Source organism: Bifidobacterium sp. ESL0775 (assembly GCF_029395475.1).
GTDB lineage: Bacteria > Actinomycetota > Actinomycetes > Actinomycetales > Bifidobacteriaceae > Bifidobacterium.
On sequence record NZ_CP113917.1, the window covers coordinates 1781012 to 1806466 of the forward strand.

Here is a 25455-nt window from a genome sequence, read left to right on the forward strand (position 1 = left end):
TTCCTTACTTTTCTATCTTGACGTCGGTGAGCATGTGGGTTTCGGTGAGCTTGTATGCGGTGTAGTCCGTGTTGAGGTTCACCGTGTAATACTTTTTGCCGATTTTGACGATCACGTCCTGGTTCAGGTACTTCGAATTGACCAACACATCATCTTCGGAGACGTGCCGCTCCTTGGCGACGTGCTGCACGAAACTGACCATCTGCTCGCTTTTCGCGCTGGCCGTCTCGCTTTGCTGGAACTGCGAATAGCCGCTGCCCAGCATCACAACGACCAATAGCAGCGCGATGATGCCCAAGTCCCGGTATTTCGTCTTGAGCCGGTGCCGCAGGTACAACACGAAGAACGCGACCAACGCCACGCACAGCACGATGATGATGGTGAAACGGATGACCTGGTTGATGCCATGCTGGCTTTGCAGGTAATTGATGCCGTAAAATGTCATGGAGACGCCTCAAACGTAGGTTGACAGGTGATTTCTCCGTTTCATCGTAGGTTTGGAGCGATACGTAGCGGGTTTTTCGGGCTGAGAGAAGAATTTATATGACATTACCCAGCCAATTGACCGCCATGGGCACCAAACCGTTTAACAATACCCCTCCATCTAGCTTCGCATTTTCGACGCTATTATTGCCAATCACGACACAGCACACAATGGTATGGAAATCTAAGGCATCAATCTATGAATTAATGACGGAAATTGGACGCCACAAGGAATCAGAATCCGTTTACCGCCACCAATCTGTCAACTGACTGCACAACGGCTGTGTGCGATTGGTTGTGATAGCGCACAAACCTCGCGCTTTCGCCCGGCAACTGTGGCACAATGGAACTATGGTTGCAAACAATGCGGGCAAACCCGCCACACAAGCCGACCTCATCGACGTCAACGAGGTCATCGGACAGTACTATGACGCCATCCCAGATCCCGCCGATCCAGCGCAACGCGTCTCTTTCGGCACCTCCGGACACCGTGGTTCGTCGCTCAAGACCTCGTTCAACGAGGCGCATATCGTCGCGATTTCGCAAGCCATCGCCGAATACCGCAAGAAAGCCGGCGTGACCGGGCCTCTCTATCTAGGGCGCGACACCCACGCGCTTTCCGGCCCAGCGATGAAAACGGCCATCGAGGTGCTCGTCGCCAACGGCGTTACCGTGCGTATCGATTCACGCGACGATTTCGTGCCCACCCCGGTCATCTCGCACGCGATTCTCACCCACAACCGCGCCGCCGATGGCTCGCAGCGCTTCGAAGGTGACGGCCTTGCCGATGGCATCGTCGTGACCCCTTCGCACAACCCGCCCACCGACGGCGGTTTCAAGTACGATCCGGTCACCGGCGGGCCGGCTCCGGCCGAAGCGACCGAGGCCATCGCCAACCGCGCCAACGAGCTGCTCGGCTCGTTCCGCGACGTCAAGCGCGTGCCCTACGACGAGGCCATCAAGTCGCCGCTGGTCGAGCGCTTCGATTACCGCGACCACTACGTTTCCGACCTCGGCAACGTCATCGACTTCGATCTCATCCGTTCCTCGGGCGTGCGCCTGGGCATCGACCCGCTCGGCGGCGCTTCGGTCAATTACTGGCCGCTGATCAACGAAAAGTACGGCCTCAATATCGGCCTGGTCCGCCCAGACGTAGATCCGACTTGGCGGTTCATGACCATCGACCATGATGGCAAGATCCGCATGGATCCGAGCTCGCAGTACGCAATGAAGGGCCTCGTTGACGAACTCAACGCGGGCGCGTGGAGCAAGTACGACCTCGTCGGCGGCACCGATCCCGACGCCGACCGCCACGGCATCGTCTGCCCCGACTGGGGCGTGATGAACCCGAACCACTACCTCGCCGTGTGCATCGCCTACCTCTTCGGCGGCGCACGTCCGGGCTGGCCCAAGGGCACCGGCGTGGGCAAGACGCTGGTCTCGTCCTCGCTGATCGACCGCGTGGCCGCTTCCATCGGCGCACCGTTGGTCGAGGTGCCGGTCGGCTTCAAGTGGTTCGTCGACCCGCTGTTCACCGGCAAGGTCGCGTTCGGCGGCGAAGAGAGCTCCGGCATGAGCTTCCTGCGTCGCAACGGCCGTGTGTGGACCACCGACAAGGACGGCATCATCCCTGACCTGCTCGCCGCGGAAATCACCGCGAAAACCGGCAAGAACCCGGCCCAGCTTCATCAGGAGCAGGTCGCCAAGTTCGGCGAAAGCTGGTACAAGCGCGTCGATACGCCGACCACGCTCGAGCAGAAGCAGAAGTTCGCGGGCTTGACCCCCGAATCCGTTTCCGCCACGACGCTGGCCGACGAGGACATCACCGCCAAGCTCACCCGCGCGCCCGGCAACGACGCGCCCATCGGCGGCATCAAGGTGACCACGAAGAACAACTGGTTCGCCGCCCGCCCCTCCGGCACCGAGAACATCTACAAGATCTACGCCGAGTCGTTCGTCTCACCCGAGGCACTCGACCAGGTGCTTTCCGAGGCCACGGACGTGGTCGACAAGGCGCTCGGCGAATAATTCGTCATAGGACATCGCACAAGTCGGTAGATAGGAAAATAAGAATGGCGGATTTCCGCCATTTCGAAAAACCTATCTACCGACCTGCGCGTTATGTGTCCCGATTTCGCCGGCAAAACGTAGGCTTGGGACTATGACTATTACGGTTTCTACGGACGGCAGCGCACTCGGCAATCCCAACGGCCCCATGGGTTGGGCTTGGGCGGATCACGCGGCGAACGCAGCACGCACAGACGGGCATCAGCACGACGGAGACAGCGACGCGGGCGGCGCCACCAACGGCACCAATCAGATCGGCGAGCTGTGCGCGGTTCTCGAGGCGCTGAGGGCGCATCGCGGGCCGGAACCGCTGACCATCGAAACCGACTCGCAGTACGCCATCAATTGCTCGACTACCTGGGTCAAGGGTTGGAAGAAGAACGGCTGGAAGAACTCGCAAAAAAAACCGGTGAAGAACGCGCCGCTGATCAAGGCCATTGACGCCGAAATCGGCCGACGCGAGGGACCAGTAAAATTCGTCTGGGTCAAGGGGCACAACGGCAATCCCGGCAACGAGAAGGTCGACGACCTCGCCCACACCTACTCCGGCGACGCACGCAGTGGGGTCAAGGACGGCTATCTGCCGCTGGAAGGCTGGCAGTCGCTGCTCGTCTCGCCGTACGCCAAAGGCGTGGATATCCCCGCCGACGCCAAAATGCTCATCGATGGCAAAATCACTGCAGAACAATACCATCTTGGTCGCGGAGCGGAGTCCGCCGGCAGTGACGATGATGATTGGAACAATTCCGAAGATATTGAAAACCCGTCGGCAAACTCCGGAAACGCCACTGATCACGCTGCAGGGCAAAACGGCCACAAACCAACGCTGGCTGAACGACTCGCGGAACCGGAGGGCGTGCCTGAATATGATTTCGGTCCTCGCAAGCCGATAGTCGCGCATCATCGCGCGGCCGAGAACGACGAGTGGTCCGACGGAAACAATCATCACGAGGACAATGACAATGAAGGGCAGCCCCACGGCATCGGACGCACTGTGCGTTCCAACCCTGATTTCAGCGCATCGCCGGTAGGCGACGATGTCACCATTCCCGCCTACAAAAGCGACAAAACCGCCACCGAGACACAATTGCCGGTTACCGACAACAAGGCGAATGGATCCGATAAACCAGACGAGACAAACGAATCAGGCGTACTTTCACAGCCAAAGAAGCCATCTCTGGCCGAAGCAGGCGAGCCTTCGACAAACCATGACGTCGCCGGTACCAACGAACCGAGCGAACCAACCAAGGCAAACGAATCTTCAAAATCCGACGACAACGACGATTTTGACGGCGATGAGGACAATTTCGATGATGTCGATGAATCCGATAATGCCGGCCAACCCGATGACAACGATGCTGATACCGACGAATCTGACGAAGCCAATAACGACGACAATACCGACCAAGACACGGAAAATGTCGTTGCCACGCAGGACGCGAAGTCGGCCCCAAAGGAGGATCAGGCGCCGCCCTATCTCAACAGTGGTCTGAGCGTGAATGGGACATTGCGCTTCTTCCCCGCCCCGCAGACCAGCCCGACCTACAACGGCCGGCCGCGCCATATCCGCGGGGTCATCGCCATCGACGGGTATGTGGCCGGAGACGGCACCATCGTGCTCGACAATGCACCATTCCTCATCGCCAACAACACCAACAAAAAGTGACAGAAACGAACAAAACCCGAACAACAGGAAAAGTATCGGAACACCGATACTATGGAAAGTGACGCTCGTCACTACATGACGGAGCAAAGCCTTTAAAAGGAGTATCAATGGATAAGCAAGAGCAAGACGCGCTGAAGAAGGCGGCCGGCATCGAGGGCGCAAAGTTCATCAAAGACGGCATGATCGCGGGCCTCGGCACCGGTTCGACCGTACGCTTCCTGGTCGATGAGCTCGGCCGCCGCACCCAAGAGGAAGGCCTCAAGTTCACCGGCGTGACGACCTCCCGCCGCACCGCCAAGCAGGCCGAGGGCTACGGTATCAAGATCGTCGACATCGATGACGTGGACCACATCGACCTCACCATCGACGGCGCGGACGAAGTGGACAAAAACTTCAACGGCATCAAGGGCGGCGGCGCGGCTCTGCTCTGGGAGAAGATCGTCAACGAGAACTCCAACTACAACATCTGGATCGTCGACGAGTCCAAGGTGGTCGACACCATCGGCAAGTTCCCGCTGCCCGTCGAGGTCATCCCCTTCGGCGCCGGACATGTCATCAAGAAGTTCGAGGCCAAGGGCTACAAGCCGGTCCTGCGCAAGAACGCCGACGGCACCGACGTGCGCACCGACGAGAACAACTACGTCGTCGACCTGCACCTTGAGCGCATCGATCACCCGCAGGATCTCGCCGAAGACCTCATCAACACGGTCGGCGTGGTGGAGCATGGCCTCTTCCTCAACCGCGTGGACAAGGTCATCGTCGGCAACCCCAACGGCCCGCGTATTCTGACCGTTTCCGAAAACTGAGTTCGATAAAACATCGGCTGACTTCGGCCGATAAACCAAAAGGCACGCAATTGCTCAATCCGCAATGCGTGCCTTTTTTGTATTGCTTATTACAGCGCTTCGACCGCCTTGCGGGCAGCATCGTAATCGGGCTCGTCGTGAATCTCGGGAACCTGCTGGGTGTACGCAACGTTACCGTCAGCGTCAACCACGACGACCGCGCGCGAAAGCAGGCCACGCATGCCGCCGTCGGCGATGGTCACGCCGTAATCCTCGCCGAACGAGGAACGGAAGGCGGAACCGGTGACGACGTTCTTGATGCCTTCGGCGCCACAGAAACGGGCCTGGGCGAACGGCAGATCCTTGGAAATGCAGATGACGGTGACATTGTCCAGATCCTGCGCCATCGTGTTGAACTTGCGCACCGACATCGAGCAGACGTCCGTGTCGAGCGAGGGGAAGATGTTCAAAATCACCTTGTGGCCGGCGAACTTGTCGAGGCCGAAATCGTTGAGATCGCCGTCAGCGAGAGAGAAAGCCGGGGCTTTGGAGCCGACGGCGGGGAGATTTCCTACGGTGCGAGTGGGCGCACCACCCAAAGTAATTTGTGCCATGACCCCATGGTGCCATGAAACGGTCGGATATGCCAACGGTTTACGCTACGTGACAGTTACATCACGCGCAATGGCGCAGCAGGCCAACATATTGAGTTTACAGCCGCAGTCTGAGGCCATAAACCAACGTATTTGCGTATAAGCGAGGTTTGACCTTAAGGAGGCAGACGTATGACGCTTCTTCTCCCGACCCAAGCCAAAACAAGCCAACGACAAAACAAAAAGCCCGGAGCCAAACGACCCCGAGCCTTGTAAAAAGCTGATACTACTTGCGCTGATGACGAGTCTTACGCAGCAGTTTGCGGTGCTTCTTCTTGCTCATCCGCTTGCGGCGCTTCTTGATGACGGAACCCATCTGAAGCCTCCAATCCTTGACTGTAAGTTTGCAACTTGACCTATATTACTCGCTCTTGCCGACTTAAAACGCCATGTATCCTGATTTTTGCCAATCAACAGGAAATCATACCAACAAAACAGATTGATTCCGCCAATTCAAGACCACTTACTGACATGAACACACCCATCAGGCCGTTTGCGTGTTTTCAGAGCGGGAACTTCGAATAGAACCGTTGGATCGAGTCCTTGGGACCGGTGGCCTGGAACACCACGGTATCGTTCTGCCAGACCGCCGTCGCCGCCTTGCTCTTCGTATCCGTGACCTTCACCACATATTTCCCAGTGGCGTTACCGGAGACCTTGACATCACCACTGGCCAGATCCGTGCCTTTGAGCGCTCCGCTGAGCGAGTCGTACTGAGCCTTCGCACTATCGCTACCTGACCATTGCGCCACCACGAGCGTGACGTCCTTGGGCAAATCACCCGTCGAATAGGTGAGCGTGTACTCCTCCAACGGCGTGGCCGAAGTCCAGTTGGCGCTGGGAGCAGCCTCTGTGCGGGCAAAATTCAGCACGCTATCGGGCATCGCCTTTAAAAGCGGCGAAGCGTCTTGCGGCAGATCCTTGGCCTTGATGCTTGGTGCGGTGGGCGCGGGCTTGCTGGCAGCGACCTGTTGCTTCTGCTCACCATTCCCTCCCTTGTTCATCGCCCAGCCCGGCCATACAAACGCCGAAAGCAGGGCAAGTGCGATCACCACCGCGGCCGCGACCACGACAGCGATCAGCTTTCCATGGGAAGAAGATTTCTGTTCGCTCGACATAGTCGCAATTATTTCACAGCGGGGTGACGCTGGTTCGCCGCCATCAGCCCTGTTGCTCCCTGAACCTTGAGCGAAATATCAACTTGAATTTCAAGGTGATATCATCGCCTGCACTTGCTCTTGTCGGCGAAATTGGCTAGCGTCAGCATCATGGCAAAGATTGCGACACAGTACGTTTGCTCGGAGTGCGGCTGGAACGGCGTGAAATGGTACGGGCGTTGCCCCGAATGCGGCGCGTGGGGCACCATCGAGGAGTTCCATGAGGCACGGCCCGCCGCCGCATCGCGCACCGCAGCGCCCGGACGCACCTCACGCACGCAGGCCAGTTCCGCCGTCATGGCCGGCAGCGCCGCAGCCAGGCCGATCACCGAAATCTCGACCGACAGCGTCAAGAGGATCCCCACCGGCTTCGGCGAGTTCGACCGCGTGCTGGGCGGTGGCATCGTGCCGGGTTCGGTCGTTCTGGTCGCAGGCGAACCGGGCATCGGCAAGTCGACGCTGCTGCTCGAGACCGCCGGCAACGTGGCACGAAATTATCCCAAGAAATCAGTCCTTTATATATCCGGCGAGGAATCGCAGGCGCAGGTGCGTATGCGCGCCTCCCGCATCAACGCGCTGGAAAGCAATCTGCTGCTGGCCTCGACCACCGACCTCGCCACCGTGCTCGGCCTGATCGAGCAAGAGAAGCCGAGCCTCGCCATCGTGGATTCTGCGCAAACCATCGTCTCCCAAGACGTCGATGGCATCTCAGGCGGCTCCACGCAGGTGCGTGAGGTAGCCAGCGCCCTGATCGACACCGCCAAAACGCTTGACATTCCAGTGATGCTGGTCGGCCATGTCACCAAGGACGGCTCCATCGCCGGCCCGCGCACGCTCGAACATCTGGTGGATGTGGTCTGCCAGTTCGAGGGCGATTCCCAGACCGCGCTGCGCCTGCTGCACGCTGCCAAGAACCGCTTCGGGCCCACCGACGAAGTGGGCTGCTTCGACATGAGCGGCGACGGTATTGAAGAGGTCAGCGATCCTTCCGGCCTATTCCTTTCCACCGAGGACGCACCGGTCGAAGGCACTTGTGTTACGTTCACGCTTGACGGCCACCGCAGCCTGCCGATCGAAGTGCAGGCGCTGGTCACGAAATCCGTTTTGCCGACACCTAGGCGTAATACAAACGGCATTGATTCCAATCGTCTCGCCATGCTCTCGGCGGTCTTGTACCGTCACGGCCGCGTGAACCTACTGGCCAACGATCTTTACGTTTCGACCATCGCCGGCGGTTTGGCCAAGGAGCCAGCCTGCGATCTCGCCATCGTCGCCGCACTGGCAAGCGCCGCCACCAGCAAACCCATCGCCCGCACCACTTGCGCCATGGGCGAGATTAGCCTCACCGGCCAAGTACGTCCCGTTCCCCAGCTTTCCCATCGCTTGAACGAAGCCGCAAGACTGGGCTTCACCCGCGCCGTAGTTCCCACCCATCGCGGCCGTCGCGGCATCAAAGCCGTCAAGGGCCTGGAAATCGTAGAGGTCTCGTCCCTGCGCGACGCACTGGATGCGCTAGGCGTCTCCAAAGGAAGATAACGAATCAACCATCTTTCCATTTCATCGCAACAGGCAAATTGATAACATTTTCATACTGAATCGAAATCGAACCACATTTACGAGTGAGCGCCTCAAAAGAGCCTCACCCACGCAATAATGAAGGGCAGCATAATGAGCGTCGCATATGAGGATATGAGCGAGTACGCGCAGCATGTGATCAAGGCGCTGAATCTTGAGGCGCACCCCGAAGGCGGATGGTACCGGCAGACCTGGCTGAGCCTGCAGGCCGCAGCGGGGATGGCGACGCGACAGGCTGCGGAACACGAGGACGTACAGCGTGGCGTCAGCGCTACCGTCACGTCAGCAGATTCCGACGCTACCGGCATCACCACCACACCGGCGGATCCAGATAACGCATACGCGGCAACGGAAGCGGATTTGAAATCGATGAAGGCTACGGAGGGTCGACCACTAGCTTCGCTGATCTACTTCCTGCTTGCGGAAGGCGACGCAAGCGCCTGGCACAAGGTGGACGCCACCGAGATCTGGCTCTGGCACGGACCTGCCACCGTCGGCCTTGAGCTGGGCGGCTACGGTGACGCCCCGGCCGAGGAGTCCGGCCGCACGCTCTACACGCTCGGACAAGGCATCGCCTCAGCCGGTTCAACAAACGACGGCATAGCATCCGCAGCGGCACCTATCGGCCAAGTGGTCATCCCTGAAGGCTGCTGGCAACGCACTGTTCCCGGCAAAGGCGACGCGTTGGTTTCCTGCGTGGTGAGTCCCGGTTTCACCTTCGATGGTTTCACACTTGAGTAGGGCAGAACAATGGACTATTCCAACCATTCCTATCGGGATTTCGCTTCGTGGGCACACACGTTTTCGCAATACACCAATCAATCATTAGCTGGAGCCAGTTTGCTTGTTGACGAGGCCGGCAGCAACAACGCCGAAAGCAACACCCGGCTCCGCAATCAGGCCGAAGCTTGGGGAATGAATGTCATCGAATCGGATTCATCGGCTGTTTCTAAAGACACAAAGGGCGATTCAGCAGCACCTTCACAGCGTTCAAATGTGGATTCCGATTTACCAATTGCCGATAATTCCATAAACAGCAAGCCATTCGTTTACCGCTACATTCCTGAATCCGACAACGCTGACACGCAAGACAGCAACCTCTTGAATGCCGGAACCCCAGCGATTCCCGATATGCGACAGGCTAGCGGACTGGAAGCGATGGACTACGCGCAGGCGCACATGCCCGTCACCCGTGAACTGATGAAAAGACTTACCGGACGCGGTTCGGCAAACCATAACGAATGTAATACATACGCCAAACATGGCACGACAAACGAAGCCAACAATCAGCAGCCGGAAACCGTCATGAATGCCTCACCCATTGATTTCAGCGACGCCCGCATAGCAACCTGCCTGATTCTCGAACCCAAAACCGCCGTGCTGCTGCGTGAGCTCAAGGCGGCTAGAGCTCAAGTTGGCGTGTGTTGTGAGCCCGGCGGCGTGGACGAGCGCGTCGCCGAGCAGTTACGCGCCGAAGGCATTGCCGTAGAGGCCAAAAACGACTGGACTTCTGAGCAATACCATGACGGGGCACTGCGGCTCCTGGACACGCTCAATCCCAACATCATCATCGACGACGGGGCCAGTTTCGCCCGTCTCGCCGCCCGCGAGCGCCCGGAAATCGTCGAAAACCTCATCGGTGTGGCCGAGGAGACGACCAGCGGCGTCCGCGCCTTCCAAGCCATGCAGGACGACGACGCACTGCCCTACCCCGTCGTCGCCGTCAACGACAGCGCGCTGAAAACCGACTTCGACAACGCCCATGGCACCGGCGAGACCTGCGTGACCACTATCCAGGAACTCCTTGGCGCGCAATGGTTCGCGGGCAGGAACGTCACCGTCATCGGCTTTGGACCGGTCGGGCGCGGCTTCGCGTTGCGCGTGCGGGCGCTCGGCGCACACGTCACCGTCTGCGACATCGATCCGGTCGCCTGTCTCAAGGCGGTATTCGAAGGCTTCCCCGCTGCCGATATCGATGAGGCCCTGCCCGAAACCGATATGGCCGTCTCCGCCACCGGCGTGCGGCACACACTTGCGCTTGAGCACCTGCGTTTGATGAAACCGAACGCCATGCTCACCGTCGTCGGCGGCATTGCCGACGAGATCGCTCTGGACGATATCCCCTCGTTCCACCGCCAGCCCGGACGCGACGTCACCACCATCCGCGTCCCCGACGGGCCGGAACTCACGCTGCTCGCGCAAGGCGACGGCGTCAACTACACTGCCGGCGGAGGCAATCCCATCGAAATCATGGATCTGAGCTTCGCCGTCCAGCTGAGCGCGGTCGCCCACCTCATCAAAAACCAAGGAAACCTGCCGAACGAGGTCATCCGTCTCGATGCCGCCACCGACCGCGAAATCGCCGGCATCGCCTTGCAGGTCCGTGGCTACCAGGCAAGCCACGCGGTCGCCGACAATGGTTACAGCTGGAAGACCACCCGTTTCGACGCAATGCAGGACTGATACTAAGTCCTCCGCAAAACGCAATGTAGTATTGCAATCGGAACGAACGGCGAAAACCTGCCACCATTCATTTCCAACAGCCGTTTTTGCCGCATAATAACCCATCAATACTCCACGGCAAGATGCACATACCTTGCTTTCGGACGTCCGCGCAATCGGCGATGCATCCACAATTTCTATGAGATAATCATTTCCAGTATCAAAGCAACGAAAGCGACTTATGAACCCGTCCCCCACTTCCCACGACATTGCCGCTAACGACCATGCCGGCGACCAAACCGTTTATCTCTACTCGGCGAAACTCGTCATTCCCGTGACCGCTCCCGTCATCCCTAACGGTGCGGTGGCCATCCGCGGCGAACGGGTACTGCACGTCGGCACACGGCGCTGGGTGCTCGGCGAGCTCAAGGAGGAGGGCATCGATCCAAGCGACGTTGTGGAACGGCACTTCAACGGGATACTGATGCCGGGCCTTGTCAACGCGCACACCCATTTGCAATACACCGGTATGGCCAGCGTCGGGCAAGGCCACTACAAGGATTTCCATGGCTGGGAACTGGCGTTCGACAAGGTCTATGCGCAGGCCAAGCAGACCAAGCCATGGAGGCAATGGGCATTCGACGGGGCGCGGCAGCTCGTGGAAAGCGGCACCACGGCGGCCGCCGACATCGTCACCGACATCGAGGCGGCGGGGGCGCTGGCCGCGCAGGGCCTGCACGGCATCGCCTACTGGGAGGTGATGAACTGGCACAACAAGGACTGGGAGGACCACGGCAAGAAGGCGCTCAGGGAAAGCCTCACCCGGCTCGAGGCGCTGAACCTGCCGAGTATCGGCATCAGTCCGCACGCGCCCTATACCCTGGATTCCGAGCCGTTCATCGATCTGCCGGACATCGCCCGCCGCCTCAACATGCGCCTGCACATCCATCTGGCCGAAACGCCACTGGAAGCCGGCTCGCATCCCGCGATCCTCACCACCTACACGGCCAAGGACTGGAGCGACGAGCGCTGGGCCAATTACCTTGAGCTCAAGAAACACGGCAAAGGCGCCTCGGCCATCCAGTTCGTCGATAGCCTCGGCTCGCTTGGCCCCGATGTACATATCGCCCATGGCGTCTGGGCCAACCGCGAGGACCGCCGTATCCTGCGCCAGCGCGGGGTTGCCGTGGCCCTGTGCCCGCGTTCCAACGAGATCACTCACACCGGCAAGGCCGCGCCCGTGCGCCGCTATATGGACGAGGGCAACATCCTTTCCATCGGCACCGATTCGCTTTCCAGCTCCCCAAGCCTCGACCTTTTCGACGAGGCCGCGATGGTTTACGCCATCGCCCGCGAACAGGGTTATGCCAAGGATGACCTAAGCCACCGAATCATCCGCATGATGACGCTGGGCGGGGCGGAATCGATGGGCATGCACGTCGGAGCCCAGCGCATCGGGCAGATCAACGCCGGCGCGCTAGCCGACCTCGCCTTCATCGACATGCCAGCCGAAACCCACACCCCGCGCGAAATCGAGCACGCGCTGGACGAGCTGGTACGCCACGGCGCCGGCCGCAACCGCGCGACGGTGATTTCCGGCAGACTCACCTATAACGACAACGCCTTCTGACTTGCACGAACATCCTACGAAGCCCTGTCCAAAGGCCACAAACCGCACCTTTCGAATATCAAATAACCCGTTATCAATTATCCAAATCATCCAAACGTGTGTCTGCGTATTTAAAAGTGATGATAAATGCTATGATGCAAACGTCAAACCTGTCGCGAGAGCACATTCGCACTTGCCGGTATGGTTTATGTGTATTCACTTCCCAAATAGCAAGAGGTCACCAATCATGTCATCACCATTGTCCAAACGCCTTGTCCGCACCCTCGCCGCCACGCTGAGCGTCGCCGCCCTGGCCGTGGGTGCCGCGGGCTGCGGTTCCGGAAAGTCCAGCAATACCGCGAGCTCCGCCAATTCGAACGACATCACCCAGCAGACCATGACGCCGGGAACGCTCACCATCGGCACCGGCCAGCCCACTTACGAACCATGGGTCATCAAAGACAAGCCCGAGTCCGGCAAGGGCTACGAGGCCGCGGTCTCCTACGCGGTGGCCGAAAAGATGGGCTTCAAGAAGTCGCAGGTCAAGTGGACCCGCACCACCTTCGACCAAGCCGTCGCACCGGGCGCGCAGAAGGACTGGGACATGAACATCCAGCAGTTCTCCATCACCCCGGAACGCAAGAACGCCGTCGACTTCTCCCCCAGCTACTACAACGAGACGCAGGCCGTCGTCGTCCTCAAAAACGGCAAGTACGCCAACACCAAGTCCCTTTCCGACCTGAAGTCCGGTGCCATCGGCTCCATGGTGGGCACCACCAGCTACGACTTCACCGTCTCCAAGATCAAGAAAGACGTCAAGACCTTCAACGACAACGCGGCCCTGGCCCAGGCGCTCGACAGCAACCAAATTGACGCGCTCGTGGTCGACACCCCCGACGCCGTCTACATGGTGCAGAGCGGCCAGGTCAAGAACGCCAAGGTCATCGGCCAGATCCCCGGCTCCGAGGACAAGGACGGCATGGGCATCGTTCTGCCGAAGGGCTCGAAGCTCACGCCGGCGGTCACCAAGGCCGTCAACGCCCTGCAGAAGGACGGCACCATCACCAAGCTGCAGCACGAGTGGCTCAAGGAGTACACCACCGACATTCCGATGCTCGAAAACTGAGTGCCAGGAACCTTAGCGATTCCGTTGCTTTGTGACCCTTTGACCAGCCAAGACAGCAATGTCGCAGCGGTTAAAGGGTCACACTATAATCATCATGTCAGGCCGTCATTCTCTTACAAGATTGGTCATCAATGCCGCAGACTGCAACACAGAACATCAGCGCCGTCGAGCTTGAGCGCGAAGGCTACCTACGCAAACAGAACCTCCGTTCCGTCGGCATCAGCATCGTCAGCACCCTCGTTCTCGCCGCACTCATCGTGATCGGCCTCAAGGTCTCCCCCGGCTGGCCAAATGTGCGCGAATCGTTCTTCTCGGGCAAGTACTTCGTCCAGTCGTTCCCGGCGGTGCTCAAAGGCCTGTGGCTGAATCTTGAAGTGCTGCTCTTCGCCACCGTGGGCGTGGCGATTTTGGGCACGGCGCTGGCGATGATCCGCATCAGCACTTCGCCATTGCTGTTCCCGTTGCGCGCGCTGGCGACGCTGTATACGACGTTCATGCGTGGCATCCCGATGATCGTACTGCTCTATCTGATCGGTTTTGGCATCCCCGGCCTCAACATTTTCGGGCGCATCCCCTCCGCAGTTCTCGGAACCATCGCGATAACCCTTGATTACGCCGCTTTTGTGGGCGAGGTCCTGCGTGCCGGCTTCCAGGACGTGCACCCCTCGCAACGCGCCTCAGCACGCTCCCTAGGGCTTACCAGCGGGCAGACCATCCGCATGGTCATCATTCCCCAGGCGCTGCGCAACGTCGCCCCGGCGCTGATGAACGACTTCATCTCCATGCAGAAGGACGCGGGCCTGATCTCCACGCTCGGCGCGGTCGACGCGGTGCGCGCGGCGCAGATCAGCGTGGCGCAGACCTACAACTTCACCCCTTACGTGGTCGCCAGCGTGCTCTTCATCTGCACCAGCGTGCCCTTCATCCTCCTGAACGACTGGTATTCCAAGCGCCTGCGCGGCCGTGAGCAGGGCATGGGTGTGGTATGAGAAAAACCACCATCAACCCACCAATCCGTTTCGGCGTCGAATTCTGAAAGACAGGCACCAATGAGCGAGACCAACACGCAGACGCAAGATACATTGTCGCAGAACACCCAGTCGCCGAGCACGCAGACGGATGTAGCCACCGATGCCGTCAAACCCGTATTGCATCTCGACAATGTGAAAAAGACCTACCGCAACGGCAAGGTCGAAAACCAAGTGCTCAAAGGCATTTCCTTCAACATCAACCCGCACGAAGTCGTGGCGCTGCTCGGCCCTTCCGGCTCCGGCAAATCAACGCTGATGAAATGCATCAATCTGCTCGAACGCGTCGACGACGGGCAGATCTGGCTCAACGGCACCGACATCACCGACCCGCGCGTCAATGCGGACAAGTCCCGCGCACGCATCGGCGTGGTCTTCCAGCAGTTCAATCTTTTCCCGCACATGAGCGTCATCAAGAACGTGACGTTGGGCGCCATCAAGGTGCACCACTGGCCCAAGGAAAAAGCCGAGGAAAAGGCACACGAGCTCTTGAAGCGCATCGGCATGGACAACAAGGCCAAAGCCTACCCCGACCAGCTTTCCGGCGGCCAGCAGCAACGCGTCGCCATCGCCCGCGCCCTGATGACCGACCCCGAGCTGCTCCTGCTCGACGAGATCACCTCCGCGCTCGACCCGATGCTCGTGGGCGAGGTGCTGGAAATGGTCACCGAACTTAAGGATCGCGGCACCACCATTCTGATGGCCACGCACGAGATGGAATTCGCCCATCACGCCGCCGACCGCGTGGTCCTGCTGCAGCAAGGCGTCATCGCCGAGAATGGCACACCCAAAGAAGTCATGGAGGAATCACAGAACCCTGCCACCCGCGAATTCTTCAGCCATTTCCGCGAAGTGTAAGCAATAGAAGCAGTAGAAAATGCTGTGCGGATCCACGCGGAAACGCAAAACCGCCAGTAACAATAAAACGCCGTACTCACATCAGCCATCAAACCGCGACATGATTACGACGTTTTGTTATTCGATATAAGCGTGGCTATCCCAGATCAATACCTAATTCACCACGTATTGTCAGGTTTCACTTCATTTCGGTAATCTCTAACGTCTGGTCGGCGTAATCCTGCAGCGCCGCCTTCAATTCGTCGGTATCCTTGAACTTGACCTGGCCACGCAGGAACTGCGTGAATTCGACGCGCACCTTATGGTCGTAAAGCTCCAGCCAATCTTTGGTGACGCAATACGGCTCGATGACACGCTCGTTGATGCCGGTCTCGTCGCTGTAGGTTGGTTTGGTACCAATCGAAATCGCGGCCGGCCAACGCCACGGCGAGCCTGCCGCCATGCGCATCTCATCTGAGGGCGCGGCAAGATTAGCGGCATTGACACCACTGGTCGCGTTGCCCTCGCTACCGGTACTTGTCTTCACAGCATCGCCGCCATCAGTACCTTTTCCAACGTTCTCGCCATTATCAATCGGCCCCAAATCAACCAGCCAACCGGCGTACACGCCGTCGACCGGCACATAGCCTTCGACCACCTGCGCCAGGTTCGCGGTCGGGAATCCGATTTCGCGCCCGCGCTGCTCGCCGTGCACCACCGCGCCTTCCACGGCATGGTCATGGCCCAGAATCTCGGCGGCGGCCTTCACACAGCCCCGCGAAAGCAGGAAGCGCACGTTGGTCGAGCTCCACACTCGCACCTTGCGGCAGTTGTTCTTCTTCGTCCATGCGCGCAGTTCGGCCTTGTTCATGCCTTCCCGCGGGTCTTGCGGCTCGCCGGTGCCTTCCGGCATCTTCGGCTCGAAATGCATGGGAACCCACGTATAGCCTGGTCCCAAATCATCAACCACATCGAGCTCGAAGACGCGTGTAGCTTCGCAAAGCTCCTGAATGGCTTTGATATCACCCTTGCGGTTCGCGCCCAAAGCCGCGTCCTGCCCGAGCACGAGCGTACGCATGCCGAGCTTGCCGACCATCTGGCCCAAGAAGAAGCGGAACGATTTAGCCGCGAACGCCATCGTATAGCGCAATACGAGCACACGGTCGACGCCGAGCTCGCCCATCATGCGGATCCGCTGGTCGACGGAACTCAGCGCCTGCGTGTCCACGAAATCCTTGGGCAGATCCATGTCGTCATGTTCGTCGGCGTAGGTGTGCGCGAGCGCCGGACGCGGGTCGAGAATCATCACCACGGCAAGAGAATCGGTCTGCTTCGCCAGTTCCACGACGCGCTTGATGACGGCTTGATGTCCCTTGTGCATGCCGTCGAACACGCCGATCGTCATCACCGCGCGCTTGTGCGAGCTCAGGGTGGGCCAATCCACCAATCCGTTTTCGTCGGGTGTCAACCTGGTGATCTTCATCAAAATCCTTTGTCTTGTTTATCGGAAGCCAATCCTATCAGCCATGCCGCATGTGCGGAAGACCCCTTTTCTTGAGGCTTTACCCAACTGCGGGAAAAACCACCACGGATTTCAGCTCATGGTTGTTTGCAGGCTCCACAATGCCAACGACTTCGCCAGTTTGTGGAAGATATACCGCCGCTGTACCACTGATCCCATCGTCTTGACCACTGTCGACATTGGACGAAGTCCTCTTATTTGTAGTGTCAACAATCGTGGTGTCAGCAATCGCCGACAACCTGTTGATCGATTCGATACTGGAATGATGCTCGGTATTCGCTTCAGTGGTCAATGTCATCGGCAGTCTACGGCCGAAACGCAGATTCTGGGCATCCTCATCACTGATGGGAATGGTTGGCATTGTGCGTTGGGCGGCCTCGAGCATCGTCAAGGAGCGTCGCCTGAGCTTATCGGCATCAACATCCAACACGGCCTTGTTCAAGGTCAGCGTCACACCCTCGCGATTGGTGAACGTGTGCGGCTTGGCGTGTGCCGTGACCACGCGTTCGGCCAATTGCGAATCGGCCAAATCGAACTTACCAACCCGCGTGCGACGCAACTTCGTCAGGTAGCCACCGACCCCTAAAAGCTGTCCCAAATCACGCCCAAGCGAACGGATGTACGTGCCCGTCGAACAGCTGATACGCACATCCACGTCAACAACAGGAGTTGTTGCATCTGCAGACCCATTCACGTTATTTTCAGTATCAAAATTATCGGTACTTACATCAACATTGCGAGCGCCCAGTACGGTGAACTTGCTGATGGTAACGGGACGTGCGTCAAGCTCTACTTCCTTGCCTTGACGGGCCAACTCGTAGGCGTGACGGCCGTTGACGCGAACCGCGGAATAGGCGCTCGGCACCTGCTCGATATCGCCAGTCAGATGTTCGTTGATGGCTTGTTCAATCTGCTGAATCGTCAGTACCCGAACTCCGCCAGAATCTCCGGCACGGGTTATTCCGCTATCGAAAGGCAGCGTTAAATCATTTGCCATCGCCAGCTCCGAAGAAGCGTGGGATGAACGCTCATGGGAATCATGCCCGTTCTTTGATTCAGGGTCAATGTCGCGTTGATTGACAACATCGTTACCGAAATCATCCGCCAATCTTACCAGCGCAACCGTGGTGATCTCACCTTCGGAATCATCGGTAGTGCTTCTCTGCCCAAGGCGAATGGTGGCCTCGTAAGTCTTGGTGTGATCGACGATGTAATTGAGCAAACGTGTGCCGTGGCCGAAACCGATGACCAGCACCCCCGAGGCTTGCGGATCAAGCGTGCCCGCGTGGCCGACGCGGCGCATGTGCAGTTCCCCACGTACGGCGGCCACCACGTCGTGGCTGGTCACGCCAAGCGGCTTGTCGACCACAACCAGCCCGGAAAGCTCCGGTTGTTTACTCTTCTTCGACACCATCATCCTCAAAGTCGGCGGCGGTCTTCTTCTTGCGAGGTTCGACATACGGATTCTCGTCACCAGCATACTTCGCGGACTCACGGGCCTTGTCGAGCTCCTCGTCGCGTTTATGCGCGGTGACCAGGATGTCCTCGATCTCGTGCGCCTCGCTTGGCACTTCATCATAGATGAACTGCAGTTGCGGGGTGAGCCGCAGACCGGCCTTCGCGCCAACCAGCGAACGAAGCCTGCCGGTGGCCTGCTTCAGCGCCTGTTCCGCACGCTTGCGCTCTCCCTCGGCCTTGCCCTCCTGCCCGAGCTGGGTCCAGTAGACGCGGGCAATCTGCAAGTCGCCGGTGACGCGCACATCGGTGATGGTGACGCCGTTCAAGCGTTTGTCATGCAAAGTGCGTTCCATCGACGAGGCAATGACGCGCTGGATCAACGCCGCGATACGCGCGGCCCGTGGATTGGTTCCTGCCATAACGTTTCCTTGATTTCTTTAAGGCACAACGCAACTCGCGCCGCCTTGACAAATATACGAATATATCTCTAAACATAGCGCTGTCGCCCGTCGCACACAACCAACAGCGCGACGGGCGACTAACGCTCAAAATCAGTTCGGCCTAACAATTAGACCGCCCTATTCAGTTCTTCTTGGAATCAGCCTTGGGAGCCGGTGCCTTGAGATTGTTCTTGGCATCGTCGGACTTGTCGGAGTCCTTGTCGTCCTTCTTCGAAGGCTGGCCATCCTTGCGCTCGATTTCCTTCATCTCGAAGGTCTCGATGATGTCGCCTTCCTGGATGTCGTTGAAGTTGCCGAGGTTGATACCGGCCTCGTAGCCTTCCTTGACGGACTGCACATCGTCCTTGAAACGACGCAGCGAGGAGATCTCGAGATCGTTGACCGTGGTGACGCCGTTGCGCAGGATGCGCGCCTTGGTGCCACGCTTGACCTCGCCGTCCTGAACCATAACGCCGGCGATATTGCCGAACTTGGAGGAACGGAAGATCTGGCGAATCTCGGAATGGGAGGTGGTGACCTCTTCGTATTCCGGCTTGAGCATGCCCTTGAGGGACGCCTCGATGTCCTCGATCGCCTTGTAGATGATGGAGTAGTACTTGATCTCCACGCCCTCGCGCTCGGCGAGATCGGCGACCTGACGGTTCGGGCGGACGTTGAAGCCGATGATGACGGCCTTGTCCACGCTTGCCAGGTTGACATCGTTCTGGGTGATCGCGCCGACGCCGCGGTGGATGACCTGGATGCCGACCTCGTCGGACACCTCGATCTTCATCAGGGAATCTTCCAGCGCCTCGACGGAACCGGAGGAATCGCCCTTGATGACGATGTTGAGCATATCGACCTCGGACTTGGCGAACTGCTCCTTGAGGCTCTCGAGCGAGACGACCTTGCGGCGCTTGGCCAGCTGAGCCGCACGTTCGGAAGCCTGACGCTTTTCGGCGATCTGGCGGGCGGTGCGGTCGTCGGGGGCGACCAGGAAGAGGTCGCCGGCGCTCGGCACGGAAGTCAGACCAAGCACCTGAACAGGTGTGGAGGGTCCTGCGGCCTTCATCTGCTTGCCGTCCTCGTTGAGCATCGCACGCACACGGCCGTATGAAGTACCGGCCACGATGGCATCGCCCACATGGAGCGTGCCCTGCTGCACCAGCACGGTCGCCACGGCGCCACGGCCCTTGTCGAGCCTTGCCTCGACGGTCGCGCCGCGCGCGTCCATGTCGGGGTTGGCCTTCAAATCAAGTTCCGCGTCAGCGGTAAGAAGAATCGCCTCGAGCAGCTTGTCGACGTTCGTGCCCTGCTTCGCCGAGATGTCGACGAACATGGTGTCGCCGCCGTATTCCTCAGGAACCAGGCCGAATTCGGTAAGCTGGCCGCGCACCTTTTCGGGGTTCGCTCCGGGGACATCGATCTTGTTGACCGCCACGACGATCGGCACCTTGGCCGCCTGCGCGTGGTTGATGGCCTCGACTGTCTGCGGCATCACGCCGTCATCGGCCGCTACGACCAAGACCGCGATGTCGGTGAGCTCGGCACCACGGGCACGCATGGCGGTGAACGCCTCGTGGCCAGGGGTATCGAGGAAGGTGATCTTGCGCGGCTTGTCCTCAAGGTTGACGGTCACCTGATAAGCGCCGATGCGCTGGGTGATGCCGCCGGCCTCGCGTGCGGAGACATTGGTCTTGCGGATGGTATCGAGCAGGCGGGTCTTGCCGTGGTCGACATGGCCCATGACGGTGACCACGGGCGGACGCGGCTTGAGGTTCTCGTCATCCTGCAGCTCTTCCTCATCAAGATTGATGTCGAACTGCTGGAGGATTTCCTTGTCTTCCTCCTCGGAGGAAACGATCTTGATGTTCCAACCGATTTCCTCGCCCAGAATCTGGAAAGTCGTTTCGTCAAGGGACTGGGTGGCCGTGACCATCTCACCCAAGTGGAACATGACCGTCACCAAAGCGGCGGGGTTGACGTTGATCTTCTCAGCAAGGTCGGCCAACGTCGCGCCTTGACGCAGCTTGATGGTCTGGCCGTTTCCGGTAGGAATGCGGACGCCGCCGATGGTAGGAGCTTTAATCTCCTCGTAATCACGACGTTTCGCGAGCCTGTTCTTGCGGGCTCTCGAGGACTTGCCACCCTGACGACCGAACGCGCCTGCGGCACCGCCGCGACCGCGGCCGCCACCACGGGACGGACCGCCGCCCTGATAGCCACCGGTGCTGGGGCCGCCGCCGAAGCGGTTGCCGCCGCGCCCTTGGGATTCGCCCTGGCCTTGGCCGGGACGATTGTGCCCCCACTGCCCTGGCCTTGCGCCTTGTTCCGAACGCCCGTTACGGAACCCTCCACGGCCGCCGTTGCGCCCTCCACCATTGCGACCGCCACCACGGCCATTGCTGACGGTGGGACGGGCCATCGGGTGCGGACGCGGGATGCCGCTGGGCATGGGCACATGCATGCCCTGCTTGCGGCTGAACGGATTGTTGCCCGGACGGGGCCCGGAACCGGCATGCTGGGAATGCGGAGCCGGCTGTGCACCGCCGTTGCCGGGACGCTGAGAACCGTTGTGCGAACCGTTTGCGCCCGGCCTCATACCTCCGTTGTTGCCGCCGAAATGCTGGTTGCCACGAGGCCCTGGCATACCGCCTTGACGACGCCCGTGATCGCGCCCACCATGCTCGTTATGGCCACGGCCGCCTTCGTATTCGCGGTTGCCGCCCTCATGATGTGAACCATGTGTCTGCTCGCCACGCGCGGATTCGCCGCGTGAGCCTTGCCCTGGCTTCGCCGAGAAATGCGGACGCGCCTCTTGACCGGGCCTGGCCGCTGTCGCGCCTTGGCGCTGATGACCATTGCTCGGCTTGGCACCGTGTGCGTTGGTCTTGGATTTTCCGGAATCCCCATTTGCTCCGGAACCGTCATTTTGAGGGAACGCGGCCCGCAATTTGCGGACGACCGGCGCTTCCACTGTGGAGGATGCGGATTTGACGAACTCCCCCATGTCCTTCAGCTTCTGAAGGACGGCTTTGCTATCTACGCCAAACTCTTTAGCGAGTTCATATACGCGCTGTTTTGCCACTCAGTTTTCTCCTACTATTGTGACCGCGCGTACATGCACGGTCAATGTATTGTTACGGCGAGCTTACCCAGACTCATCGTGCGACCATGATTGTGTTACCTCGTCTCCTGCCGACATGCAGGCACACTGCGTGCTCACATTCGGATTGCTTTAATCCAGCATACTCGTCATGCTGGATTGCAGACTATTGCTCGTTTCCTGCCGTTTCGCCGGCTTCGGTGGTCTTGGCAGCGGCCTGCGCCTGCGCCGCCGCATGCGCCTCGCTGGACTCGATGCCGATCTTCCAACCGGTGAGTTTGGCGGCGAGACGGGCGTTCTGGCCCTCCTTGCCGATGGCGAGCGAAAGCTGATCGTCGTGGATGTAGGCGATGGCCGTCTTGTTCTTCTCGCTGACGATGTCGACGCCGGTGGCGACAGCCGGCGAAAGCGCCGAACCGACGAACTTGGCGGGATCTTTCGACCAATCGACGATGTCGATCTTCTCCGGGCCGAGGTTCTCCATCACCGCGCGCACGCGAGCACCGCCGGGGCCAATCAGGGCACCCTTCGGATTGACGCCCTCGGTGTTGGCGCGAACGGCGATCTTGGTGCGGGCACCGGCCTCACGGGCGATGGCCATGATCGAGACAGCACCGGAAACCAGTTCCGGAACCTCACGTTCGAACAGCTTGCGCACCAGTTCGGGGTGCGAACGGGACACGACGATCTCAGGGCCCTTCAAGCCACGGCCGACGGTGACGACATAGACACGCAGGCGGTCGCCGTGACGATAATGCTCGCCAGGCACCTGCTCGCGCTTGGGAAGGATGGCCTCGACGTCGCCCACGGCGACATGCACGTTGGCCGGGTCCTTCGTGTCCTGCTGGATGACGCCGGTGATGAGCTTGCCCTTCTGCCCGGCGAAGGCGCCGAGCACGCGCTCGTCCTCCGCATCACGGAAGAGCTGGCGAATCACCTGACGGGCCGTCGAAGCCGCGAGCCTCCCGAAATCATGCGGGGTGTCGTCGTATTCCTCACCGAGTTCAGGACGCGGATGCGGGTCCTCCTCGGTGGGTTCCACGGGCTTCTCGTCCCTCGCCCAGATGGTGAAGGTGCCGGCACGCTCGTCGAGTTCAACGCGAGCGTGCTTCGCCGCATGTGGTGTTTTGCTATAAGCCAATAGCAACGCTTCGGAAAGTGCGTTGTCAAGTGTTTCAGAATCGATTCCCTGCCCCGCCGCGAGCTGATGAATACCTGTCAGGTCCAGTTCCATGGTCGCAAGACCTCCTATATGAAATTATCTGCCGAGCTCTTCTAATAGCCCTATGAAGTCATAATCATTCGATATTCTAGTGGTTTATGAAGACACGTGGTATTTTTCCCTCCTTGCTCAATTTTCTAGGAAGACGTGTCCTGCCGAGCGCCACCATCATGGCTTTCGCCTTGCCTCTGGCCGCTTGCAACGCCCCGAGAATCGAGTCCCCTGTCGAATCCGCCGGGCCTTGCCGAACGACCTATATCAGTGCCGCGACGGTGACGACCAATGCCACCGAGGGGAACCCGTTCATCGCCCGCTATCTTGCCGCCGGAGACGCCGCGCAATCCTGGCGGCAAGCGGCCACGCTCTGCCCTTCCCAGTTCAGCGTGTACACCATGAAAAGCGCGCAGATGCAATGGTTGCAACAGAGCCTTTCCCCTATCGTGGGAGCCAGCCCGACCCACGCCAAGGCGGCGCTGGCCAATCTCAATGACATCGTCGCCTTGAATGTGAGCAACGACGCCCTTGCCTCAATGGCGTTGGCCGAGGATCGGGCGGGTTTCGAAATCGAGGTGCTGGCAGCCAGGGGCGTCGGCGGCGCGACATTGCAATTAAGCGACGATCACAAGGCCATCGCCTCGCGTCTCATTTCGCTTGAGGCCAAAGACTCTTCTGCGGCAGCGGCTCCCAACGATCCACGGCAGAAAGTCTATGATGTGGGCAACCTTCTCGCCCACCCCGACACGATCACCGATCCGAGCACCGGCCTTCAGGCTCCCACCGTGGCCGTCGCCGAGATGAATTGCGCCCGTGAATCGCTGACGGCCCTTGCCAATACATTTCCTACTTCGAATACCGCTAAAAACAACGGAAGCAGGGACAAGACCCCACGCAGCACCGGCAGCAGCAAATCGTTGGCGGTGCTTTCCGACCTTATTTCCTCGCGCATCTACCTCGCGCTGTCACTGGGCTATCCGGCCTTTGACCACGCCCTGTACGAGTAGTTGCATGCACCGCACCTGGCCACGTTGCCACGAGCTGACGGTATGAAAACGCCTCCGAAACCGAAGCTCCGGAGGCTTGACGCGGATGAAGCGAGATTCGAACTCGCGGAGGATTTCTCCTCACACGCTTTCGAGGCGTGCTCCTTAGACCGCTCGGACATTCATCCACTGCTGCGCAAAACGCAACTTTTCTAGTATAAGACAACGTACCAACCACCGCAACCGGGCGTGGCGTGCTTCATTCCAACGTACGACGCGCGCGAATCGAAGCAGCCCTACTCGTCAACCCGGCATCCGGCGGGTAAGCGACATGTTCGAGAGTCAAGCCACAGGCGGCGATGGGGCCCGTTGAACCTTCGCGAACCGGATTGGCCATTTTCTGCGCGAACCAGTCCAAGGACTTGCGGTGCCTTCCGACCTGGACACAGGCGTTGACCAACGAACGCACCATGTTGTGCGCAAAAGCATCGGCCACGATGGTGAAGCACACAAGACCGGATTCCAGCGTCGGTACGGAATAACCCACATTCTCCGCGTCGTTTGCGGTCATTTCCATTCCAACACCGGACTTTTGGCTGGAACTTACGATTTCCGCCTTTTCTCCGTTTCCGGGATTTCCAAACATATCCTTCACCGGTACACGCTGCCAAATGGCTTTCTTGACCTCGCGAATGGTGGTGCCACCGGGATTTGGCGTGGCGAACGAGCCGAAATCATGCAGGCCGATGGTCAAGGCTGCGGCCTCGTTCATCGCAGGAACGTCAAGCGTGTCTTCAAGTTTCCAGACAAAACCGCGCATTCTCGGATCAGCCGGCCTCGCCCCGTCTGCAATCCGATAGACGTACGTCCGTTCCAAGGCCGAGAAGCGTGCATCGAAACCCTTCGGGGCGACACGCACATTATGTAATGCAATATCATCCGGCAAGTCGTGGCTTAGCCGTCGGCGCAACGCTTCGACCGCAGGCACTTCCATGTGCCCCACGCAGCGCTCAAGCGTCTGCTCCCCCACGTCCAAGTGGCAGACTTGATGAGCGGCGTGCACGCCGGTGTCGGTGCGTCCGGCAACCACCAACCGCAACGGCTCACCGGCATCATCAACAGGCACACGCAGAACGGTATGCAGGGCGTCCTCCACGGCCCCTTGCACGGTCCGCAGGCCGGGCTGCTTGGCCCAACCATGGAATCCGCCGCCGTCGTATGCCAAGTCAATTCGTAATCTCATCGTTGCCAGTATACGTGGTCTACCGTCACGAATCCGTATCCACATACGCAAGAAGG

Annotated in this window: 19 protein-coding genes, 1 tRNA gene and 3 pseudogenes; 11 read left to right on the forward strand and 12 right to left on the reverse strand. The window is 59.4% G+C overall.

The window, feature by feature from the left end; all coding sequences use genetic code 11:
- Positions 1-4 precede the first annotated feature (4 nt).
- Positions 5-445: a DUF3290 domain-containing protein gene (locus OZX73_RS06840; RefSeq protein WP_277148818.1), complete on the reverse strand. Its 441-nt coding sequence runs from the start codon at positions 443-445 to the stop codon at positions 5-7.
- Between the two features lie 389 nt (positions 446-834).
- On the opposite strand from OZX73_RS06840, the gene pgm reads away from it, so the two are divergent.
- The 3 genes and pseudogenes from pgm to rpiA all read left to right on the forward strand — a co-directional run bounded on the left by pgm (position 835) and on the right by rpiA (position 5022).
- Positions 835-2511: a phosphoglucomutase (alpha-D-glucose-1,6-bisphosphate-dependent) gene (gene pgm / locus OZX73_RS06845; protein ID WP_277148821.1), complete on the forward strand. Its 1677-nt coding sequence runs from the start codon at positions 835-837 to the stop codon at positions 2509-2511.
- Between the two features lie 133 nt (positions 2512-2644).
- Positions 2645-3253: pseudogene (locus OZX73_RS06850) on the forward strand (ribonuclease H); the annotation flags it as partial.
- Between the two features lie 1070 nt (positions 3254-4323).
- Positions 4324-5022 (forward strand): ribose-5-phosphate isomerase RpiA, encoded by a 699-nt coding sequence (rpiA, locus tag OZX73_RS06855; protein WP_277148823.1) that lies wholly within the window; start codon positions 4324-4326, stop codon positions 5020-5022.
- 89 nt (positions 5023-5111) lie between these two features.
- On the opposite strand, the gene tpx is transcribed toward rpiA, so the two are convergent.
- The 3 genes from tpx to OZX73_RS06870 all read right to left on the reverse strand — a co-directional run bounded on the left by tpx (position 5112) and on the right by OZX73_RS06870 (position 6772).
- Positions 5112-5615 carry a thiol peroxidase gene (tpx, locus tag OZX73_RS06860; protein ID WP_277148825.1) on the reverse strand — a complete coding sequence of 168 codons (504 nt, stop codon included), beginning with the start codon at positions 5613-5615 and terminating at the stop codon, positions 5112-5114.
- Positions 5616-5880: 265 nt separating this feature from the next.
- Positions 5881-5970 carry an AURKAIP1/COX24 domain-containing protein gene (locus OZX73_RS06865; RefSeq protein WP_004268639.1) on the reverse strand — a complete coding sequence of 30 codons (90 nt, stop codon included), beginning with the start codon at positions 5968-5970 and terminating at the stop codon, positions 5881-5883.
- A 187-nt stretch (positions 5971-6157) separates the two neighbouring features.
- Positions 6158-6772 (reverse strand): hypothetical protein, encoded by a 615-nt coding sequence (locus OZX73_RS06870; protein WP_277148827.1) that lies wholly within the window; start codon positions 6770-6772, stop codon positions 6158-6160.
- 150 nt (positions 6773-6922) lie between these two features.
- Between OZX73_RS06870 and radA the strand changes: the two genes are divergently transcribed.
- From radA to OZX73_RS06905, 7 genes are all read left to right on the forward strand, one after another.
- Positions 6923-8347 (forward strand): DNA repair protein RadA, encoded by a 1425-nt coding sequence (radA, locus tag OZX73_RS06875; protein WP_277148829.1) that lies wholly within the window; start codon positions 6923-6925, stop codon positions 8345-8347.
- 153 nt (positions 8348-8500) lie between these two features.
- Positions 8501-9127: a cupin domain-containing protein gene (locus tag OZX73_RS06880; protein ID WP_348519478.1), complete on the forward strand. Its 627-nt coding sequence runs from the start codon at positions 8501-8503 to the stop codon at positions 9125-9127.
- Positions 9128-9136: 9 nt separating this feature from the next.
- Entirely contained in the window at positions 9137-10849 is a 1713-nt protein-coding gene (locus OZX73_RS06885; protein ID WP_277148834.1) for an adenosylhomocysteinase, read from the forward strand.
- 220 nt (positions 10850-11069) lie between these two features.
- Complete coding sequence (locus OZX73_RS06890; RefSeq protein ID WP_277148836.1) at positions 11070-12458, forward strand: amidohydrolase family protein; 1389 nt, start codon at positions 11070-11072, stop codon at positions 12456-12458.
- A gap of 226 nt (positions 12459-12684) precedes the next feature.
- Entirely contained in the window at positions 12685-13563 is an 879-nt protein-coding gene (locus OZX73_RS06895; RefSeq protein WP_277148838.1) for an ABC transporter substrate-binding protein, read from the forward strand.
- Between the two features lie 131 nt (positions 13564-13694).
- Complete coding sequence (locus OZX73_RS06900) at positions 13695-14552, forward strand: amino acid ABC transporter permease (RefSeq protein WP_277148840.1); 858 nt, start codon at positions 13695-13697, stop codon at positions 14550-14552.
- A 60-nt stretch (positions 14553-14612) separates the two neighbouring features.
- Positions 14613-15449 carry an amino acid ABC transporter ATP-binding protein gene (locus OZX73_RS06905; protein WP_277148842.1) on the forward strand — a complete coding sequence of 279 codons (837 nt, stop codon included), beginning with the start codon at positions 14613-14615 and terminating at the stop codon, positions 15447-15449.
- A gap of 178 nt (positions 15450-15627) precedes the next feature.
- Here OZX73_RS06905 and OZX73_RS06910 read toward each other — a convergent pair whose 3' ends face one another.
- From OZX73_RS06910 to nusA, 6 genes and pseudogenes are all read right to left on the reverse strand, one after another.
- On the reverse strand, positions 15628-16911 hold the full coding sequence (locus tag OZX73_RS06910) for a riboflavin kinase (protein ID WP_277148844.1): 1284 nt from the start codon (positions 16909-16911) through the stop codon (positions 15628-15630).
- 79 nt (positions 16912-16990) lie between these two features.
- Positions 16991-17947 carry a hypothetical protein gene (locus OZX73_RS06915; protein ID WP_348519479.1) on the reverse strand — a complete coding sequence of 319 codons (957 nt, stop codon included), beginning with the start codon at positions 17945-17947 and terminating at the stop codon, positions 16991-16993.
- Between the two features lie 132 nt (positions 17948-18079).
- Positions 18080-18364: pseudogene (locus OZX73_RS08830) on the reverse strand (tRNA pseudouridine(55) synthase TruB); the annotation flags it as partial.
- Positions 18345-18827 (reverse strand): 30S ribosome-binding factor RbfA, encoded by a 483-nt coding sequence (gene rbfA / locus OZX73_RS06920; protein ID WP_277148848.1) that lies wholly within the window; start codon positions 18825-18827, stop codon positions 18345-18347. The pseudogene OZX73_RS08830 and the gene rbfA, both read right to left, overlap by 20 nt.
- A 268-nt stretch (positions 18828-19095) precedes the next feature.
- A pseudogene (infB, locus tag OZX73_RS06925) lies at positions 19096-21936 on the reverse strand (translation initiation factor IF-2); the annotation flags it as partial.
- Between the two features lie 184 nt (positions 21937-22120).
- Positions 22121-23188, reverse strand: coding sequence for a transcription termination factor NusA (gene nusA, locus OZX73_RS06930; protein ID WP_277148851.1), 1068 nt, complete (start codon positions 23186-23188; stop codon positions 22121-22123).
- A gap of 86 nt (positions 23189-23274) precedes the next feature.
- Here nusA and OZX73_RS06935 point away from each other — a divergent pair, with 86 nt between their 5' ends.
- Entirely contained in the window at positions 23275-24177 is a 903-nt protein-coding gene (locus OZX73_RS06935) for a hypothetical protein (RefSeq protein WP_277148853.1), read from the forward strand.
- 82 nt (positions 24178-24259) lie between these two features.
- Here OZX73_RS06935 and OZX73_RS06940 read toward each other — a convergent pair.
- Positions 24260-24344: transfer RNA gene (locus OZX73_RS06940), tRNA-Ser, on the reverse strand.
- Positions 24345-24415: 71 nt separating this feature from the next.
- Positions 24416-25399 carry a tRNA pseudouridine synthase A gene (locus tag OZX73_RS06945; RefSeq protein WP_277148855.1) on the reverse strand — a complete coding sequence of 328 codons (984 nt, stop codon included), beginning with the start codon at positions 25397-25399 and terminating at the stop codon, positions 24416-24418.
- Positions 25400-25455: the final 56 nt, after the last annotated feature.

Bases quoted from the DNA above. Each gene is read 5' to 3' on its own strand.
- OZX73_RS06945 (WP_277148855.1), bottom strand. From the start codon at position 25,399: ATGAGATTACGAATTGACTTGGCATACGACGGCGGCGGATTCCATGGT.
- OZX73_RS06910 (WP_277148844.1), bottom strand. From the start codon at position 16,911: ATGAAGATCACCAGGTTGACACCCGACGAAAACGGATTGGTGGATTGG.
- OZX73_RS06865 (WP_004268639.1), bottom strand. From the start codon at position 5,970: ATGGGTTCCGTCATCAAGAAGCGCCGCAAGCGGATGAGCAAGAAGAAG.
- radA (WP_277148829.1), top strand. From the start codon at position 6,923: ATGGCAAAGATTGCGACACAGTACGTTTGCTCGGAGTGCGGCTGGAAC.
- pgm (WP_277148821.1), top strand. From the start codon at position 835: ATGGTTGCAAACAATGCGGGCAAACCCGCCACACAAGCCGACCTCATC.
- nusA (WP_277148851.1), bottom strand. From the start codon at position 23,188: ATGGAACTGGACCTGACAGGTATTCATCAGCTCGCGGCGGGGCAGGGA.
- rbfA (WP_277148848.1), bottom strand. From the start codon at position 18,827: ATGGCAGGAACCAATCCACGGGCCGCGCGTATCGCGGCGTTGATCCAG.
- tpx (WP_277148825.1), bottom strand. From the start codon at position 5,615: ATGGCACAAATTACTTTGGGTGGTGCGCCCACTCGCACCGTAGGAAAT.
- OZX73_RS06870 (WP_277148827.1), bottom strand. From the start codon at position 6,772: ATGTCGAGCGAACAGAAATCTTCTTCCCATGGAAAGCTGATCGCTGTC.
- OZX73_RS06890 (WP_277148836.1), top strand. From the start codon at position 11,070: ATGAACCCGTCCCCCACTTCCCACGACATTGCCGCTAACGACCATGCC.
- OZX73_RS06885 (WP_277148834.1), top strand. From the start codon at position 9,137: ATGGACTATTCCAACCATTCCTATCGGGATTTCGCTTCGTGGGCACAC.
- OZX73_RS06900 (WP_277148840.1), top strand. From the start codon at position 13,695: ATGCCGCAGACTGCAACACAGAACATCAGCGCCGTCGAGCTTGAGCGC.
- OZX73_RS06935 (WP_277148853.1), top strand. From the start codon at position 23,275: ATGAAGACACGTGGTATTTTTCCCTCCTTGCTCAATTTTCTAGGAAGA.
- OZX73_RS06840 (WP_277148818.1), bottom strand. From the start codon at position 445: ATGACATTTTACGGCATCAATTACCTGCAAAGCCAGCATGGCATCAAC.
- OZX73_RS06905 (WP_277148842.1), top strand. From the start codon at position 14,613: ATGAGCGAGACCAACACGCAGACGCAAGATACATTGTCGCAGAACACC.
- rpiA (WP_277148823.1), top strand. From the start codon at position 4,324: ATGGATAAGCAAGAGCAAGACGCGCTGAAGAAGGCGGCCGGCATCGAG.
- OZX73_RS06880 (WP_348519478.1), top strand. From the start codon at position 8,501: ATGAGCGAGTACGCGCAGCATGTGATCAAGGCGCTGAATCTTGAGGCG.
- OZX73_RS06915 (WP_348519479.1), bottom strand. From the start codon at position 17,947: ATGGCAAATGATTTAACGCTGCCTTTCGATAGCGGAATAACCCGTGCC.
- OZX73_RS06895 (WP_277148838.1), top strand. From the start codon at position 12,685: ATGTCATCACCATTGTCCAAACGCCTTGTCCGCACCCTCGCCGCCACG.